The sequence below is a fragment of the Pseudomonas sp. SLBN-26 genome (genome assembly GCF_006715895.1).
In the GTDB taxonomy this organism is placed as follows: domain Bacteria; phylum Pseudomonadota; class Gammaproteobacteria; order Pseudomonadales; family Pseudomonadaceae; genus Metapseudomonas; species Metapseudomonas otitidis.
In genome coordinates this window covers 6,061,001-6,076,447 of the sequence record NZ_VFOB01000001.1, presented here as the reverse complement: position 1 = coordinate 6,076,447, position 15,447 = coordinate 6,061,001, and the positions used below count along the sequence as shown (strand labels likewise).

The following is a 15,447-nucleotide window of genomic DNA, read 5'->3' as shown; positions in this document are numbered from 1 at the left end:
CGGCGGCCAGGAAAGGAACTGCGCGCTATTTCCGCGCATCCGCCTTGCCGCGCCCCAGTAGCCAGGCCAGCACGCAGAGCAGCGAGGCCAGCGCGGTGATGACCATGAAGGGCCCCTGGTAGTCGCCCGCAAGGTCCCGGCCGAGGCCGGCGAGCACCGGCGTCAGGCTGCCGAGGCTGTAGCCGGCGAACAACATCATCGCCGTCCAGCGGCTGACGGCGAGGGAACTGTTCACCTCATAGAGCGGCAGCACCATGGCCAGGGAGAAGGAACCGGAGAGCCCCAGGCCCAGCAACAGCGCCCAGAGTTCGGGCGCCTGGGTTGGCGCGAAGGTGATCATCACCAGGCACAGCGTGCTGATGAAGCCGCACGCCAGCAGCAGGTGATAGCGGTTGCCGAAACGCTGGGCCAGCCAGGGCAGCACGAAGGAACTGGGCAGCCCCATCAGCATGAACAGGCTGAACAGGCTGTTGCTGCGCAGGCTGCTGAAGCCGGCCTCGCCATAGCGGGCCACCAGCCAGGTGGCCAGGGCGTAGAACAAGCCGGCCTGGATGGCGAAGAAAGCGGTGATCAACCACGCACGCGGCTCACGCCAGGGCAGGCCAGCCGCCCCGCCCTCCTCGGCTTTCTCGGCCCGGTTGGGCAGGCACAGCCAGAGCAGCATCGCCACCCCGGCGGGAATGGCCCAGGCGGCCAGGCCCAGGTGCCAGCCACCCTGGGCCAGCACCACCACCGGCTCGGTGAGCACCGCACCGGCTGCACCGCCCACGGTCATGCTCAGGGCATACCAGGCGACGACCCGGCCGACGTGGTCATGGAAATGGCGCTTGATGAAACCCGACATCAGTGGGCCGGCGATGGCGATGCCGGCGCCCAGGGCGGCCGCGCTGCCGATCAGCACGGCGCTGTGGTGCGACCCGAGACGGGCCGCCAGAGCCAAGCCGATCAAGCCCAGGCATCCGGCGATGACCCGCTCCAGCCCGAAGCGCACAGCCAGACGCGGCGCCAGCGGGGCCAGCAGCCCCATGCAGAGGACCGGCAGTGCGGTGGTCAGGCTGATCAGCCCGCGGCTCAGGGACAACTCGGCGGCAATGCGCTCGATGAGCGGGGCGAGGGAGGTGATGCCGGGGCGAAGGTTGATCGCTCCCAGCACCAGAGCGAGCATCAGGAGGGCTCGGGATACAGGCTTCACAGGGCTTCCAGGGTCGTCGACAGGCAGGTCGGGGAGCGGAACCCTACTACTCCCCTCCCCGGCCAGGCAAGGCTGGAAGCCCCATAAATTGACCGAGCGATCAGGACGCCTGGCGGTTCCTGGCGCGCATTTTCTCGGCCATGGTGGCCATTTCGTCGTAGAGGGCCTGGGGGTTCTTCTGCTTGATGGTCCAGGCCATCCGGCCCTGTTCGTGGGGCAGGATCATGAAGGTGCCGGCGGCCACTTCGTCGTAGATATAGCTGGCGATGTCGGCGGCGCTGATCGGCGAGCTTTCCAGCAGCTTGCCCACCTGCTGCTTCATGGCCGGGGTCGGGCCACGGAAGGAGTCCAGCAGGTTGGTCTGGAAGAAGGATGGGCAGACCACATGGACGCCGATGCCCTCCTGGCGCAATTCGATCAGCAGGCTTTCCGACAGGGCCACGACGCCGGCCTTGGCCACGTTGTAGTTGCTCATGGCCGGGCCCTGCATCAGCGCCGCCATGGAGGCGATGTTGACGATGCGCCCACGGCTCTTCTGCAGCAACGGCAGGAAGGCCTTGCAGCCCTTGACCACGCCCATGAGGTTGATCGCGATCTGCCAGTCCCAATCCTCCAGGGACAGTTCCTCGAAGAAGCCGCCGGAGGCCACGCCAGCGTTGTTGACGATGATGTCGATGCCGCCGAGCTTCTGCTCGCAAGCCTGGGCGAATGCGGTGAGCTGGCTGTAGTCACGCACGTCGCAACGCTGGGTGAAGCCATCGCCGCCGGCTTCGCGAACCAGGGCGAGGGTTTCCGCCAGGCCGGCCTCGTTGACGTCGGACAGGGCGAGCTTGCTGCCTTCGCGGGCCCAGCGCAGGGCGATCTCGCGGCCCAGGCCCGAGCCGGCGCCAGTGATCATGATGCGGTTGTGCATGGTGAGGGTGCCTTCTGCTGTGCTAGATGCCCGCAGTGTAGCGAGGCCCCTGGCGCCGAAGCGCGAAATCAGGACGCTGAATGACCGGTGCAAAACGTTGCTTCACGGGCTTGCGCAGCGCCCCGCGAGCGGCATCCCCGAGAACGCTTCAGAAGGCCGTGCGGCGCTTCAGTCCACGCCACAGCACCAGCCCGTAGACCAGCAGGTTGAGACTGATGACCACGGCGCCCAGCCAGAGCTGGATGGCGTCGGTCAACCCGGCCGGGTAGATCACCGGCAGGATGTAGCGCTCGACGAAGCCACCGGGGTAGCCCGACTCGCCTGCCGCGTGCCGCAAGCTGTTTTCCAGGTCCGTCAGCGGACAGCGCAGGTGCAGCAGTTCCACGCAGGCGCCCCAGGCCACGGCCGGCAGATGCAGCATCGCCATCCAGTTGCGCATCAGCACAGCCAACCCACCCAGCAGCACGAAAAGAATGAAGGCCAGGTGCACCAGCACCACCGCATCCGCCGCGATCCGTTCGATCATCCGCTCGCTGTCGGCGCATCCCCGCGCCGCCTCCTTGATAAAGGCTGGAATGAAAACACCCTGAACCCGCTGCGCACCGCTGAAGTCGGAACACATAGGCACGGGTAGAAAAGGCCGCAAAGCCTCGCTGCCCTGCGCCAGGAAGTCCAGAACCAATCAGAAACAAGGAGTCCACCATGGGCCTGAGCACCATCCTGCTGCTGATCCTGATCCTCCTGCTGGTCGGCGGACTGCCGGTCTTCCCCCACTCCCGCTCCTGGGGCTATGGCCCGTCCGGCATCGTCGGTGCGCTGCTGGTGATCCTCATCGTGCTGATGCTGCTGGGGCGCATCTAGCGCGGCGAACGACCGGCTCGGAAAAGAAGAAGGGCAGCCAATGGCTGCCCTTCTTCTTGTTGGCCGAGCGATCAGTGGGCGACGGCGCCACTGGCACCCAGGCCGGTCTGGGAGCGGACGAACTGCGGGAAGAAGCGCGCACGCTCTTCATCAGCAGCCGTGGACTTGTCGGTGATGGAGAAGAACCAGATACCGACGAAGGCCACCAGGATGGAGAACAGGGCCGGGTACTCGTAGGGGTAGATGGCTTCGGCGTGGCCGAGGATCTGAACCCAGATGGTCGGGCCGAGGATCATCAGCGTGACGGCCGTTACCAGCCCCAGCCAGCCGCCGATCATGGCGCCACGGGTGGTCAGCTTCTTCCAGTACATGGAAAGGATCAGCACCGGGAAGTTGCAGCTGGCGGCGATGGAGAAGGCCAGGCCCACCATGAAGGCGATGTTCTGCTTCTCGAACAGGATGCCCAGGCCGATGGCCAGGACGCCCAGTGCGACGGTGGTGATCTTCGAGACGCGCAGCTCATCCTTCTCGTTGGCCTTGCCCTTCTTGACCACGGAGGCGTACAGGTCGTGGGACACGGCCGAGGCGCCCGCCAGGGTCAGGCCTGCCACGACCGCGAGGATGGTGGCGAAGGCAACGGCGGAGATGAAGCCGAGGAACAGGCTGCCACCCACGGCGTTGGCCAGGTGCACCGCTGCCATGTTGTTGCCGCCGATGAGGGCGCCGGTGGCGTCCTTGAAGGCCGGGTTGGTGCTGACCAGCAGGATGGCGCCGAAGCCGATGATGAAGGTCAGGATGTAGAAGTAGCCGATGAAGCCGGTGGCGAAGAACACCGATTTACGGGCTTCCTTGGCATCGCTCACGGTGAAGAAGCGCATCAGGATGTGCGGCAGGCCAGCGGTGCCAAACATCAGCGCCAGGCCCAGGGAGATGGCCGAGATCGGGTCCTTCACCAGGCCGCCGGGGCTCATGATGGCCTCGCCTTTCGGGTGGACCTTGATGGCCTCGCTGAACAGGGCGGCGAAGTCGAAATTGACGTGCTTGAGCACCATGATCGCCATGAAGGAGGCGCCGGAGAGCAGCAGCACGGCCTTGATGATCTGCACCCAGGTGGTGGCCAGCATGCCGCCGAACAGCACGTAGCAGACCATCAGGATGCCCACCAGCACCACGGCAACGTGGTAGTTCAGGCCGAACAGCAGCTCGATCAGCTTGCCGGCACCGACCATCTGCGCGATCAGGTAGAAGGCCACCACCACCAGCGAACCGCAGGCAGAAAGGGTGCGGATTTCCTTCTGCTTCAGGCGGTAGGAGGCGACGTCGGCGAAGGTGTACTTGCCGAGGTTGCGCAGGCGTTCGGCGATCAGGAACAGGATCACCGGCCAACCGACGAGGAAGCCGATGGAGTAGATCAGGCCGTCATAGCCCGAGGTGAACACCAGCGCGGAAATGCCCAGGAAGGACGCGGCGGACATGTAGTCGCCGGCGATGGCCAGGCCATTCTGGAAGCCGGTGATGCTGCCGCCGGCGGTGTAGAAGTCGGCAGTCGACTTGCTGCGCTTGGAGGCCCAGTAGGTGATGCAGAGGGTGAAGCCGACGAAGGCCACGAACATGACGATGGCGGACACGTTCACCGGCTGGCGTTGCACATCGCCTTCGATGGCACCGGCTGCCCAGAGTGCCGGCGCGGCGACCATCAGGCCCGCGGCGGCAAGAAGCGAGAGAATACGCGCGCTCATTGCTGCGCCTCCTTGAGGATTTCCTGGTTCAGCCGGTCGAACTCGCCGTTGGCGCGGCGCACGTAGACACCGGTCAGGACGAAGGCGGTGAGGATGATCCCGACGCCGATCGGAATGCCGAGGGTGATCGGCGAGTCGGCGCTGAGGCGCATGCCCAGTACCTGCGGCTCGAAGGCGATCAGCAGGATGAAGGCCAGGTAGAGGCCGAGCATGATGGCAGAGAGCAACCAGGCGAAACGTTCACGCTTGGTCACCAGTTCCTTGAAGCGCGGATTCTCGTGAATCCGTTGGTAAATGCTGTCGTTCATTTTGTTGTTGTCCTCCACAGCACATGGGTGGTGAAAGCAACTCTAGATCGACCATGCACGGGTGACAGACGACCTTAGTCGTAGCGCCGCCGCTTTCTAGACCAAGGTCGTACACCCTTGATTGACCGGGGCTATCGTCACCATTCCCGCGTTGCATTTCCTTCCACGCTGCACGGCCATTAGTCTGGCGAACATGAATCATTCGCAACTGCGGAACACCATCATGCTCAAGACCGTGACCTTCACCCTCATGCACTTCGGCATCGCCTTCACGGTGGCCTACCTGCTCACCGGCAGCGTGACGGTCGGCGGCCTGGTGGCCCTGGTGGAACCCTTGGTGAACTCGGTGGGTTTCCACCTGCACGAGAAGCTCTGGAAGCGCCTGGAAGCCCGGGGCATCGATGGTGCGAACGGCTTTGCGGGCTGGAGTCATCGCCACGCCTGAAGGCATCGGTAACGACTGGACACAGGCAGCGGCGGATCGGAAGGAAAGGCACATTCCTACGCAGGGTGCTAATCCGCTAAGATTCGGCGCTTTGCCGCCAGTCGCGACACATCCAATGAGCCCAACCAGCCGATTCCCCCTGTTTCCCTACCTGTTCGCATCTCTGATCGCCCTGTTGTCGCTCGCCGGCCTCTGGTACGGCCAGGGCAAGCCGGTGATCCTGCCGGACGCCGCCACGCCGACCCACAAGCTGCAATGTGCGTCCTACAGCCCGTTCGACAAGGACCAATCGCCGTTCGACCAGCCGTTCGTCCTGCGCCCCGAACGCATGGATGCCGACCTGGCGCTGCTGGCGACGCGCTTCTACTGCGTGCGCACCTATTCGATGACCGGCCTCGAAGCCATGCCGGAGCTGGCCCGCAAGCACGGGCTGAAGCTGATGCTCGGCGCCTGGGTCAACGGCAACCCGGTGGACACCGGCAAGGAAATCACCGCGCTGGTGAAAGCCGCCAACGCCAACCCGGACGTGGTCGAGGCAGTGATCGTCGGCAACGAGACCCTGCTGCGCAAGGAGGTGACCGGCGCCCAGCTGGCCAAGCTCATCACCGAGGTGAAAGCCCAGGTGAAGCAACCGGTGACCTACGCCGATGTGTGGGAGTTCTGGCTGCGCCATCCGGAGGTGGCTCCGGCGGTGGACTTCCTCACCATCCACCTGCTGCCCTACTGGGAAGACGACCCGGCGGGGATCGACGAGGCCCTCGCCCACGTCGGCGAAATCCGCGAGGACTTCGGCAAGCGCTTCGCGCCCAAGGACATCCTGATCGGCGAGACCGGCTGGCCCAGCGAGGGACGCCAGCGCGAAACCGCACTGCCCAGCCGCGTGAACGAGGCCAAGTTCATCCGTGGCTTCGTCCACATGGCCGAGGAGAACGGCTGGCGCTACAACCTGATCGAAGCCTTCGACCAGCCCTGGAAGCGCGTCAGCGAAGGCGCGGTGGGCGGCTACTGGGGCCTGTTCAGCGCCGACCGTACCGAGAAAGGCGTGCTGGCCGGGCCGGTCTCCAACCTCCCCCACTGGCCGAACTGGCTGGGCGCCAGCGCCCTGTTGTTCCTGGTCGCCCTCGCTCTGGGTGGCCGCCCCGCCTCGGTGCGCGCGGCCTGGCTGATGCCGCTACTGGCCGCCCTGGGCGCCGGCAGCATCGGCATGTGGGCCGAGCTGACCCGCGTGACCGCACGCTATGCCGGCGAGTGGGCCTGGGCCGCCGCCATCGTGGCGCTGAACCTGGTGGTGCTGGCCCACGGTGTGCTGAGCCTGTCCGCCCGGGATGCAGCGCGTGAACGCCTGTTCGCCTGGCTGGAAGCCCGTGGCGGCTGGTGGCTGCTCAGTGCCGGCTTCGTCGGCGCGGTGCTGATGCTGGGCCTGGTATTCGATGCGCGCTACCGCAGCTTCCCCAGCGCAGCACTGCTGCTGCCGGCTCTGTTCTATCTCGCCCGCCCGGTCAGCGCCTCGCGCCGCGAGACGCTGCTGCTGGCCCTGATGATCGGCCTGGGGATCATTCCCCAGCTTGTCGAGGAAACCCTGGGCAACATCCAGGCCATCGGCTGGGCGGCCACCGCCCTGCTGATGACCCTGGCGATGGTTCGCAGCCTAAAGCTGACACGCTGAGATCGGCTGGACCGCTCGAAGAGCCCGCCTCATGGCGGGCTTTTTGTTGGGAGTCGAACGGGGGCTGCAGCGCCGTCCATGAGCGGAGCAGGGACGTACGTGCAGACCTCAGGAGACAGATCAGGATGGTTGCCGCCAGGAATCATGCGGGCATGAAAAAGCCCGCCAGTAGGCGGGCTTCTTCACGACTGGAGCAGCGGGATCAGACCAGCTTTTCCAGCTCGGGTACGGCTTCGAACAGGTCAGCCACCAGGCCGTAGTCAGCCACCTGGAAGATCGGAGCTTCTTCGTCCTTGTTGATAGCGACGATGACCTTGGAGTCCTTCATGCCGGCCAGGTGCTGGATGGCACCGGAGATGCCCACGGCGATGTACAGCTGCGGGGCGACGATCTTGCCGGTCTGGCCGACCTGCATGTCGTTCGGCACGAAGCCGGCGTCGACGGCGGCGCGGGAAGCACCGACGGCAGCGCCCAGCTTGTCGGCCAGGGAGTACAGGTGCTTGAAGTTGTCGCCGTTGCCCATGCCACGGCCGCCGGAGACGACGATCTTGGCTGCGGTCAGTTCGGGACGGTCGGACTTGGCCAGCTCTTCACCCACGAAGGCGGATTTGCCAGCGTCGTTGGCAGCGCCCACGGCTTCGATGGCGGCGGAGCCACCTTCGGCAGCAGCAGCGTCGAAGCCGGTGGTACGAACGGTGATCACTTTGATGGCAGCAGTGGACTGCACGGTGGCGATGGCGTTACCGGCGTAGATCGGACGCTTGAAGGTGTCGGCACTTTCAACAGCGATGATCTCGGAGATCTGGTCGACGTCCAGCAGCGCAGCAGCGCGCGGCAGGAAGTTCTTGCCGTTGGTGGTGGCAGCAGCCAGGACGTGGCTGTAGCCCTTGCCCAGCTCGGCGATCAGGGGCGCGACGTTTTCCGGCAGCTGATGGGCGAAAGCCGCGCTGTCAGCAACCAGTACCTTGGAAACGCCAGCAACCTTGGCAGCCGCTTCGGCAGCACCGCCAACGCCGGAACCGGCAACCAGGACGTGAATGTCGCCGCCGATCTTCTGGGCAGCGGTCACTACGTTCAGGGTAGCGGCGGCCAGGGCGGAGTTAGTGTGTTCAGCGATAACCAGGATAGCCATTTAGATTACCTTCGCCTCGTTCTTCAGTTTCTCGACCAGTTCAGCCACGGACTTGACCTTGATGCCGGCGCTGCGGGCAGCAGGCGCTTCGACTTTCAGGGTCTTGACGGTGGAGGCGGTGGAAACGCCCAGGGCGTCGGGGGTAACCACGTCCAGCGGCTTCTTCTTGGCCTTCATGATGTTCGGCAGCGAAGCGTAGCGCGGCTCGTTCAGACGCAGGTCGGTGGTGACGATGGCCGGGAGGTTCAGGGCCACGGTCTGCAGGCCGCCGTCGATCTCACGGGTGACATTGACCTTGTCTCCAGCGACTTCGACCTTGGAGGCGAAGGTGCCCTGGGCGAAGCCAGTGAGGGCGCCCAGCATCTGGCCGGTCTGGTTGTTGTCGCTGTCGATGGACTGCTTGCCGAGAATCACGAGCTGGGGTTGCTCCTTGTCCACGACGGCTTTCAGCAGCTTGGCGACGGCCAGGGAGTTCAGCTCATCGGCCGACTCGACCAGGATGGCGCGGTCAGCACCGAGGGCCAGGGCAGTACGCAGCTGCTCTTGAGCGGTGTTCGGGCCAATGGTGACGACGACGATTTCGGTCGCGACGCCTTTTTCCTTCAGACGCACGGCCTCTTCGACAGCGATCTCGCAGAAGGGGTTCATCGACATCTTGACGTTGGCGAGGTCGACGCCGGAGTTGTCCGCCTTGACGCGGACCTTGACGTTGTAGTCGACCACTCGTTTGACAGCTACAAGAACCTTCATGGATTCCTCGTTACTCTCCGGTGAAATAAGAATGTCGCCAAGGCGAACCTGGCGGGTGATGCTCATCGGCCGGAACCGACGGTCAGCCCATACGGCGAGTGCAAAACCGACCGTATCTTGACCGTAACACCCAAACCGGTCAATACGGGAAAATACCCAGTCATAAGCCGCAGAGCCTTATCCTATCAGGCTTTGACAAAATTCAAACAAACGTTTGTATTGGACCCGCCAAAGGGTGTGGATATAATGCGCCAGCTCTGGTCAGGGATCGAGCCTAGCCCTCCCACATAAAACATCGAAGAGAGCCTTGAGGAGATAGACAGTGGAACGCGAATACATGGAATTCGACGTCGTCATCGTCGGCGCCGGCCCGTCTGGCCTGTCCGCAGCATGCCGACTGAAGCAGAAGGCCGCCGAAGCTGGTCAGGAGATCAGCGTATGCGTGGTCGAGAAAGGTTCCGAAGTCGGCGCCCACATCCTCTCGGGTGCAGTCTTCGAACCCCGCGCGCTCAACGAACTGTTCCCTGACTGGAAGGAGCTGGGCGCTCCGCTGAACACTCCGGTCAAGCGCGACGACATCTATATGCTCAAGGATGCCGAGGGCGCGATCAAGATCCCCGACCTCTTCGTGCCCAAGACCATGCACAACGAGGGCAACTACATCATCTCCCTGGGCAACCTGTGCCGCTGGCTGGCCCAGCAGGCCGAAGGCCTGGGCGTCGAGATCTACCCGGGCTTCGCCGCCCAGGAAGCGCTGATCGACGAGAATGGCGTGGTTCGCGGCATCATCACCGGCGACCTCGGTGTCGACCGTGAAGGCCACCCGAAGGAAGGCTACTACACCCCCGGCATGGAACTGCGTGCCAAGTACACCCTGTTCGCCGAAGGCTGCCGTGGCCACATCGGCAAGCAGCTGATCAAGAAATACAACCTCGACTCCGAGGCCGATGCCCAGCACTACGGCATCGGCATCAAGGAGATCTGGGACATCGACCCGTCCAAGCACGAGCAGGGCCTGGTGGTGCACACCGCCGGCTGGCCGATGGACATCATGGGCACCGAGAACACCGGCGGCTCCTTCCTTTATCACCTGGAGAACAACCAGGTGGTCGTGGGTCTGATCATCGACCTGTCCTACGCCAACCCCTACCTTTCGCCGTTCGACGAGTTCCAGCGCTACAAGCACCACCCGGTGATCAAGCAGTACCTGGAAGGCGGCAAGCGCGTCGCCTACGGTGCCCGCGCCATCTGCAAGGGCGGCCTGAACTCCCTGCCGAAGATGGTCTTCCCGGGCGGCGCGCTGATCGGCTGCGACCTGGGTACCCTGAACTTCGCCAAGATCAAGGGCAGCCACACCGCCATGAAGTCCGGCATGCTCGCTGCGGAGGCCATCGCCGCCGCCCTGGCCGCCGGCAAGGAAGGTGGCGACGAACTGACCGGCTACGTCGATGCCTTCAAGTCCAGCTGGCTGTACGACGAGCTGTTCTGCAGCCGCAACTTCGGTGCCGCCATCCACAAGTACGGCGCCCTGGTCGGCGGTGCGTTCAACTACATCGACCAGAACTGGTTCGGCGGCAAGATTCCCTTCACCCTGCGTGACAACAAGCCGGACTACGCCTGCCTGAAGCCCGCCGCCCAGTCCCAGCGCATCGACTATCCGAAGCCGGACGGCAAGATCAGCTTCGACAAGCTGTCCTCGGTATTCCTCTCCAACACCAACCATGAAGAGGAACAACCCTGCCACCTGAAGCTCACCGACCCGAGCATTCCGCTCGAGAAGAACCTGCCGCTGTACGACGAACCCGCCCAACGCTACTGCCCGGCCGGCGTATACGAGGTGGTGACCCAGGAAGACGGCAACAAGCGCTTCCAGATCAACGCCCAGAACTGCGTCCACTGCAAGACCTGCGACATCAAGGACCCGGCGCAGAACATCACCTGGGTTGCCCCGGAAGGCACCGGTGGCCCGAACTACCCCAACATGTAATCGCCACAAACAGGAAAGGCCCCAAGGGGGCCTTTTTTGTTGCTTGTGGGAAAGCCGATCAAGGCTCTTCGCCGATCGGGAAGAACTCCCCGCCCGACCACACCCCCAGCCAGCGACGACCATCGATTTCGCGCACCACCGCCAACTCGACCAGTTGGTAGAAGACGTTGCGGTGGATCAGCGCCTCCAGGTTGGCCCGCACATGCACATAGGGCGAAGGCTCCTGGGTGACCGGATCGATCACTACGCGAATGGGATGCTCGGCGCCGGCCTCCACCTCGTCCTCGACATGCGTGACGAAGCGCAGCACCTGACGCTCGCCCTCCCCGCTCACCTCGACACTTACCGCAACGAAGGGCGCGTCCTCGACGGTGATGCCGACCTTTTCCACCGGTGTCACCAGGAAGTAGTCATCGCCGTCGCGGCGGATGATGGACGAGAACAGCCGCACCATCGGCTTCCGCCCGATGGGCGAACCGAGGTAGTACCAGGTCCCGTCCCGGGCGATGCGCATGTCGATGTCGCCACAGAAATCGGGGTTCCACAGGTGGACAGGTGGCAGCCCCTTTCCCTTGGGCAGCTGTGCCAGCAGATCACCTGCCTTGCCTGTATCGCTCATGGCATCCTCCTCAGCGGCTCAGCCCCAACAGGCTGCGCGCATACTCTCTCAGGGGCGGACCGATCAGGTCCTCGGGCTTCTGGTCATAGAAGGTGAACAGCCCGCCGCGGTTGGTGATCCGCGCGGTGTCCACCAGGTAGCGGGTGTTGGTCTCGATCAGCATCAGCTGGATCACGCCGTTGTCGACGCCGAGCCTATCCACCGCTTCCTGGTCCTCCCACTCTTCCAGCGTGCCGATCCGGTCATCCGCATCGGCGAAGCGCGTATACAGCAGGTAGTTCGCCCCAACCGCCCGCGCCTCGCTCATCGCCTGCTCCAGGCTCACTGGCTGGCGTGCGCGACGGACCATGGGGAAATACTCGACGAAGCCCCGGAACGCCTCCTCCGCCACCACGTTCGGCCGGGTATGGGTGCCGTTCTCCGGCATGAAGGCGCTCTGGGCGATATAGATGAGGGAGTCCGCCTGCAGGCGCCACGTATTGGCACGGCGCGTCTCGCTGTGGTCCAGCAGGCCCGCATCGCTCATATGGTCCCGCGCGCCCAGGGCCAGGTCGCTCACCTTCATGCAGCCACCCAACGCCACGATCACCAGCAACACCATCAGCCTATGCATAACGTTCCTCCGTCCAGCGACGTAAATCCGGCACTGGCGGTATGAAATGCAGGTTCCGCGCCATCACAACCCGCGCTGCCATTCCTGGCGAAGATTGGCGCGCCCAGGCATAGCGATGGCCTGGCGCACCTGCTCCAGCAGGCGCGGCTTGTCCGCTCCCAGCTGCCCCTTGAGGACCAGGTAGTTGGACGCATGGTCACTGCGGAAGACGGTGTCGTGCAGCTCCAGCCCCTCCAGCATCCGCTCGACTTCGCGGAACAGGCCGATCTGGTCCAGGGGGCGGAAATCCTCGAAACGCGACCGCAGGCGGTCATCCCCCATGGGAAAGCTGACCACCAGCGTGGATAGAAATTCGGGCTGGGTCTCGTTCATCAACTGCGCTGAATGATCAGCATGCTGGTCACTGAGCACCGTTCCGCCCAACCCGTTGAGGATCATCACCGAACGGGTGATGCCAGCCTCGCCGAGCTTCAGCAGTGCATCGCGGGTCGAGGCCGCGGTTTCACCCTTGTTGACCCGGGCCAGCACCTCGTCGTCCCCCGACTCGGCACCGACATACACCATCCCCAAGCCCGCATCGGCCAACTCCTTCAGCTCCTCGACCGATTTGCGACGCAAGTTCCTCGGCAGGCAATAGCTGGAGACACGCCTCACCTCCGGCAGGTGCTCGGCAATGGCGCGGAGAATCGTCAGCAGGCGGTGAGTCGGCAGCACCAGCGCATCGCCATCAGCCAGGAAAACCCGCTGGACGATCAGTTGTTCGCCGCAGCGACGGATTTCCTCCAGCACTTGCGCTTCATCACGCGCCCGGAATTTCTTCTGGGGCTGCGTGTACATCTCGCAAAAGGTGCACTGGTTCCACGAACAGCCGTTGGTCACCGGCAGGATCAGGGAGTTCGCCTCACTCGGCGGCCGGAACACGGGTTCGATATAGGAAACGGGAAAGCTCATGGGCTGTTTCTCGCCGAGGCGGCCATCAGCCGCCGATGATCTTCATGACCGTCACACCACCGGAGAAGGCGACATCCTGCTTGTCCGCCAACGCGCTGACGAGCAGCCGCTGCAGTGCAGGGAGTGCCTGGTGACGGGGTTTGTGCAGCAAGTCCCCCACATAGTGACGATTGCTGGAGGACAGGCAGCCATGCAGCCAGCCCGTGGACGACAGGCGCAGCCGCGAACAGGTCCGGCAGAAGGGCACGCTCTCATTGGCGATCACCCCGAAGTGGCCGCGCCCCGGAATCTCATAGCGCAACGCGGTCGCGTCCACCGGCGCATCGGCCTGGACATAGGCGTACTGCTCGCCAATGGCGGCCAGCAGTTCATCCAGGCCGACGAACTGACGCAGGAAGCCAGCCGCGTCGCGTGCCAGGTGCCCCATGCGCATCAGTTCGATGAAGCGCAGCTCGAAGCCGCGCGCCAGGCAGTACTCCAGCAGGGGCAGCACCTGGTCGAGGTTCTGGCCCCGCAGCGGCACCATGTTGACCTTGATCCTGATCCCGGCAGCGGCCGCTTCATCCATTCCACGAAGCACGGACGCCAGGTCTCCTCCCCTGGCGATCCGGCGGAAGGCATCCGCATCGAGGGTATCCAGGGAAACATTGAGGCGACGGATGCCGCTGGCAAGCAGCGCGGGCAACTTGCGGGAAAGCAGCTGGCCATTGGTGGTCAGGCTGATGTCATCGAGACCGAGCTGGCCGATGCCATCCAGAAAGGCTTCGAGCTTGGGGCTGACCAAGGGCTCTCCGCCGGTGATGCGCAACCGTTCGATGCCTGCGGCTTCGATCAGGTAGGCCACACCGCGCACCAGCGCATCGGCAGGCAACTCGTCATGGGCGGCGACCAGGCGCTTGCCGTCAGGCACGCAGTAGGTGCAGGCATAGTTGCAAGCGGCAGTGAGGCTGATGCGCAGGTTACGAAACCGCCTGCCTTGTCGATCGACGATCACGGGACGCTCCGAGGAGGGGGTGGCGCAGTATATCGCCGGGCCCCGAGCCCGTCCCATGGCTCGGCGCCCAGCAGGCGTCCATCACTCAGCCGGATGGCGATTCATTGTCACGCTTGCGCTTGTTGCCCATGCGCACGCCGATGTCCATCAGGAACTGGAAGAAGCCTTCCTGGTCTTCCAGGACGTTGCTCCAGAAAGGCGAGTGGTAGAGCGCAACGGCGCCATGCACCAGCGCCCAGGCCGCGCAGTAGTGGAAGTAAGGCGGTACGTCTTCAAGCTTGCCTTCGGCGATACGCCCCTTGATCAGCTGGGTCAGGCGCTCGAAGTTGGACGCACGGATCTTGTGCAGTTGCTCCACCATCTCGGGCACCTGGCTGTTCTTCACCACCTTCTCCTCCAGGCGGTCGAACAGGCGGTAGCGCTGCGGATCCCGCATCCGGAACTCGAAATAGGCGCGGGACAGGGCTTCCTTGTCGCGATCCACGTCCGCCGAGTGGAGCAGTTCGTTCAGGTCGCGCTCGTAGTCCAGCATCAGGCGCAGGTAGATCTCGGCCTTGGACTTGAAGTGCTTGTAGATCGTGCCTTTGCCGATACCCACTGCGTCGGCAATCATCTCGACGGTGACGCTGTCCTCGCCCTGCTCCAGGAACAGTTTGAGCGCGGTATCGAGGATTTCCTGCTCGCGGCGGCGAAACTCACGGACTTTACGGGGTTCTTTCTGCATAAAGGGACTATAGGGTCAAAAATCAAGCCGCGTATTATGCCTAAATGCCGGCAAAATGCACGGAACATCCGACTATGAGCGTATTGCCAGCACCCAGCCGGGCATATTAGGCAGCAGCCGACACGCCCCCGGATGGCTGGAAAGCGCGACCCAGAAGGGTTTCGCCCCCTCCAAACAGAACGCCTGGAAGATATCCAGACATCAATCCGACCGGATTCGATCAGCAATCTATAAGACGACGCCAGACGATTCGACGCTCGCTGTAAGCCCGATCAAAGTGGAAAAAGTCATGTTGCGCCCATTCTTTGGGGCTGCGGCATGCAAGACGGTAGGCAGGAACAGGGGGGACTCAGCGGGCGCGGGAGTATTCCAAATCTGTTTAAAAAACGACCGATCTGCTCTGGACGCTCGGGGATATTGGCCAATACTTCCCTTTACCGGTGCGCGGCATCTCCCCCCAAGTGCCCCGCCGGCCAAAGTACCGAGGATCGCGTACTTTGTTTTACTCCTAATGGTCTTGACCCGGATTCATCCCCCAGAACCCGGGTTTTTT

16 protein-coding genes are annotated in these 15,447 nt (G+C 63.8%); 4 read left to right on the top strand and 12 right to left on the bottom strand.

The window, feature by feature from the left end; all coding sequences use genetic code 11:
• Nucleotides 1-25: 25 nt before the first annotated feature.
• From FBY21_RS28265 to FBY21_RS28255, 3 genes are all read right to left on the bottom strand, one after another.
• Nucleotides 26-1,165 (bottom strand): CynX/NimT family MFS transporter, encoded by a 1,140-nt coding sequence (locus FBY21_RS28265; RefSeq protein WP_253543803.1) that lies wholly within the window; start codon nucleotides 1,163-1,165, stop codon nucleotides 26-28.
• Between the two features lie 127 nt (nucleotides 1,166-1,292).
• Complete coding sequence (locus FBY21_RS28260) at nucleotides 1,293-2,105, bottom strand: SDR family oxidoreductase (protein WP_074970130.1); 813 nt, start codon at nucleotides 2,103-2,105, stop codon at nucleotides 1,293-1,295.
• A gap of 148 nt (nucleotides 2,106-2,253) precedes the next feature.
• Nucleotides 2,254-2,631, bottom strand: a complete 378-nt coding sequence (locus tag FBY21_RS28255; protein WP_142016656.1) for a DUF2784 domain-containing protein — start codon at nucleotides 2,629-2,631, stop codon at nucleotides 2,254-2,256.
• 176 nt (nucleotides 2,632-2,807) lie between these two features.
• On the opposite strand from FBY21_RS28255, the gene FBY21_RS28250 reads away from it, so the two are divergent.
• A complete protein-coding gene (locus tag FBY21_RS28250) occupies nucleotides 2,808-2,966 on the top strand; it encodes a DUF3309 family protein (protein WP_044412351.1) in 159 nt (52 codons plus the stop codon).
• 71 nt (nucleotides 2,967-3,037) lie between these two features.
• Here FBY21_RS28250 and FBY21_RS28245 read toward each other — a convergent pair whose 3' ends face one another.
• The gene (locus tag FBY21_RS28245; protein WP_142015742.1) at nucleotides 3,038-4,705 is read right to left on the bottom strand and encodes a cation acetate symporter; all 1,668 of its coding nucleotides are present in this window, start codon (nucleotides 4,703-4,705) and stop codon (nucleotides 3,038-3,040) included.
• Nucleotides 4,702-5,013, bottom strand: a complete 312-nt coding sequence (locus FBY21_RS28240; protein WP_044412356.1) for a DUF485 domain-containing protein — start codon at nucleotides 5,011-5,013, stop codon at nucleotides 4,702-4,704. Before FBY21_RS28240 ends, FBY21_RS28245 begins: the two co-directional genes overlap by 4 nt.
• A gap of 223 nt (nucleotides 5,014-5,236) precedes the next feature.
• Here FBY21_RS28240 and FBY21_RS28235 point away from each other — a divergent pair, with 223 nt between their 5' ends.
• Both FBY21_RS28235 and FBY21_RS28230 read left to right on the top strand, forming a co-directional pair.
• On the top strand, nucleotides 5,237-5,458 hold the full coding sequence (locus tag FBY21_RS28235; RefSeq protein WP_142015739.1) for a DUF2061 domain-containing protein: 222 nt from the start codon (nucleotides 5,237-5,239) through the stop codon (nucleotides 5,456-5,458).
• Nucleotides 5,459-5,573: 115 nt separating this feature from the next.
• On the top strand, nucleotides 5,574-7,124 hold the full coding sequence (locus tag FBY21_RS28230) for a beta (1-6) glucans synthase (RefSeq protein WP_142015734.1): 1,551 nt from the start codon (nucleotides 5,574-5,576) through the stop codon (nucleotides 7,122-7,124).
• 202 nt (nucleotides 7,125-7,326) lie between these two features.
• Here the strand turns inward: FBY21_RS28230 and FBY21_RS28225 are convergent, their stop codons facing one another.
• Complete coding sequence (locus FBY21_RS28225; RefSeq protein ID WP_142015730.1) at nucleotides 7,327-8,256, bottom strand: electron transfer flavoprotein subunit alpha/FixB family protein; 930 nt, start codon at nucleotides 8,254-8,256, stop codon at nucleotides 7,327-7,329.
• Nucleotides 8,257-9,006, bottom strand: a complete 750-nt coding sequence (locus tag FBY21_RS28220) for an electron transfer flavoprotein subunit beta/FixA family protein (protein ID WP_069559679.1) — start codon at nucleotides 9,004-9,006, stop codon at nucleotides 8,257-8,259.
• A 322-nt stretch (nucleotides 9,007-9,328) separates the two neighbouring features.
• Between FBY21_RS28220 and FBY21_RS28215 the strand changes: the two genes are divergently transcribed.
• Complete coding sequence (locus tag FBY21_RS28215) at nucleotides 9,329-10,993, top strand: electron transfer flavoprotein-ubiquinone oxidoreductase (RefSeq protein WP_142015727.1); 1,665 nt, start codon at nucleotides 9,329-9,331, stop codon at nucleotides 10,991-10,993.
• A 58-nt stretch (nucleotides 10,994-11,051) separates the two neighbouring features.
• On the opposite strand, the gene FBY21_RS28210 is transcribed toward FBY21_RS28215, so the two are convergent.
• From FBY21_RS28210 to FBY21_RS28190, 5 genes are all read right to left on the bottom strand, one after another.
• On the bottom strand, nucleotides 11,052-11,612 hold the full coding sequence (locus FBY21_RS28210; RefSeq protein WP_142015724.1) for a DUF1285 domain-containing protein: 561 nt from the start codon (nucleotides 11,610-11,612) through the stop codon (nucleotides 11,052-11,054).
• Nucleotides 11,613-11,622: 10 nt separating this feature from the next.
• Nucleotides 11,623-12,225, bottom strand: coding sequence for a DUF4823 domain-containing protein (locus tag FBY21_RS28205; RefSeq protein ID WP_044412375.1), 603 nt, complete (start codon nucleotides 12,223-12,225; stop codon nucleotides 11,623-11,625).
• Nucleotides 12,226-12,288: 63 nt separating this feature from the next.
• Nucleotides 12,289-13,176 carry a radical SAM protein gene (locus tag FBY21_RS28200; RefSeq protein WP_142015721.1) on the bottom strand — a complete coding sequence of 296 codons (888 nt, stop codon included), beginning with the start codon at nucleotides 13,174-13,176 and terminating at the stop codon, nucleotides 12,289-12,291.
• Between the two features lie 25 nt (nucleotides 13,177-13,201).
• Complete coding sequence (locus FBY21_RS28195) at nucleotides 13,202-14,170, bottom strand: GTP 3',8-cyclase MoaA (protein WP_142015716.1); 969 nt, start codon at nucleotides 14,168-14,170, stop codon at nucleotides 13,202-13,204.
• 85 nt (nucleotides 14,171-14,255) lie between these two features.
• Nucleotides 14,256-14,894, bottom strand: a complete 639-nt coding sequence (locus FBY21_RS28190; RefSeq protein WP_044412384.1) for a TetR/AcrR family transcriptional regulator — start codon at nucleotides 14,892-14,894, stop codon at nucleotides 14,256-14,258.
• Nucleotides 14,895-15,447 lie beyond the last annotated feature (553 nt).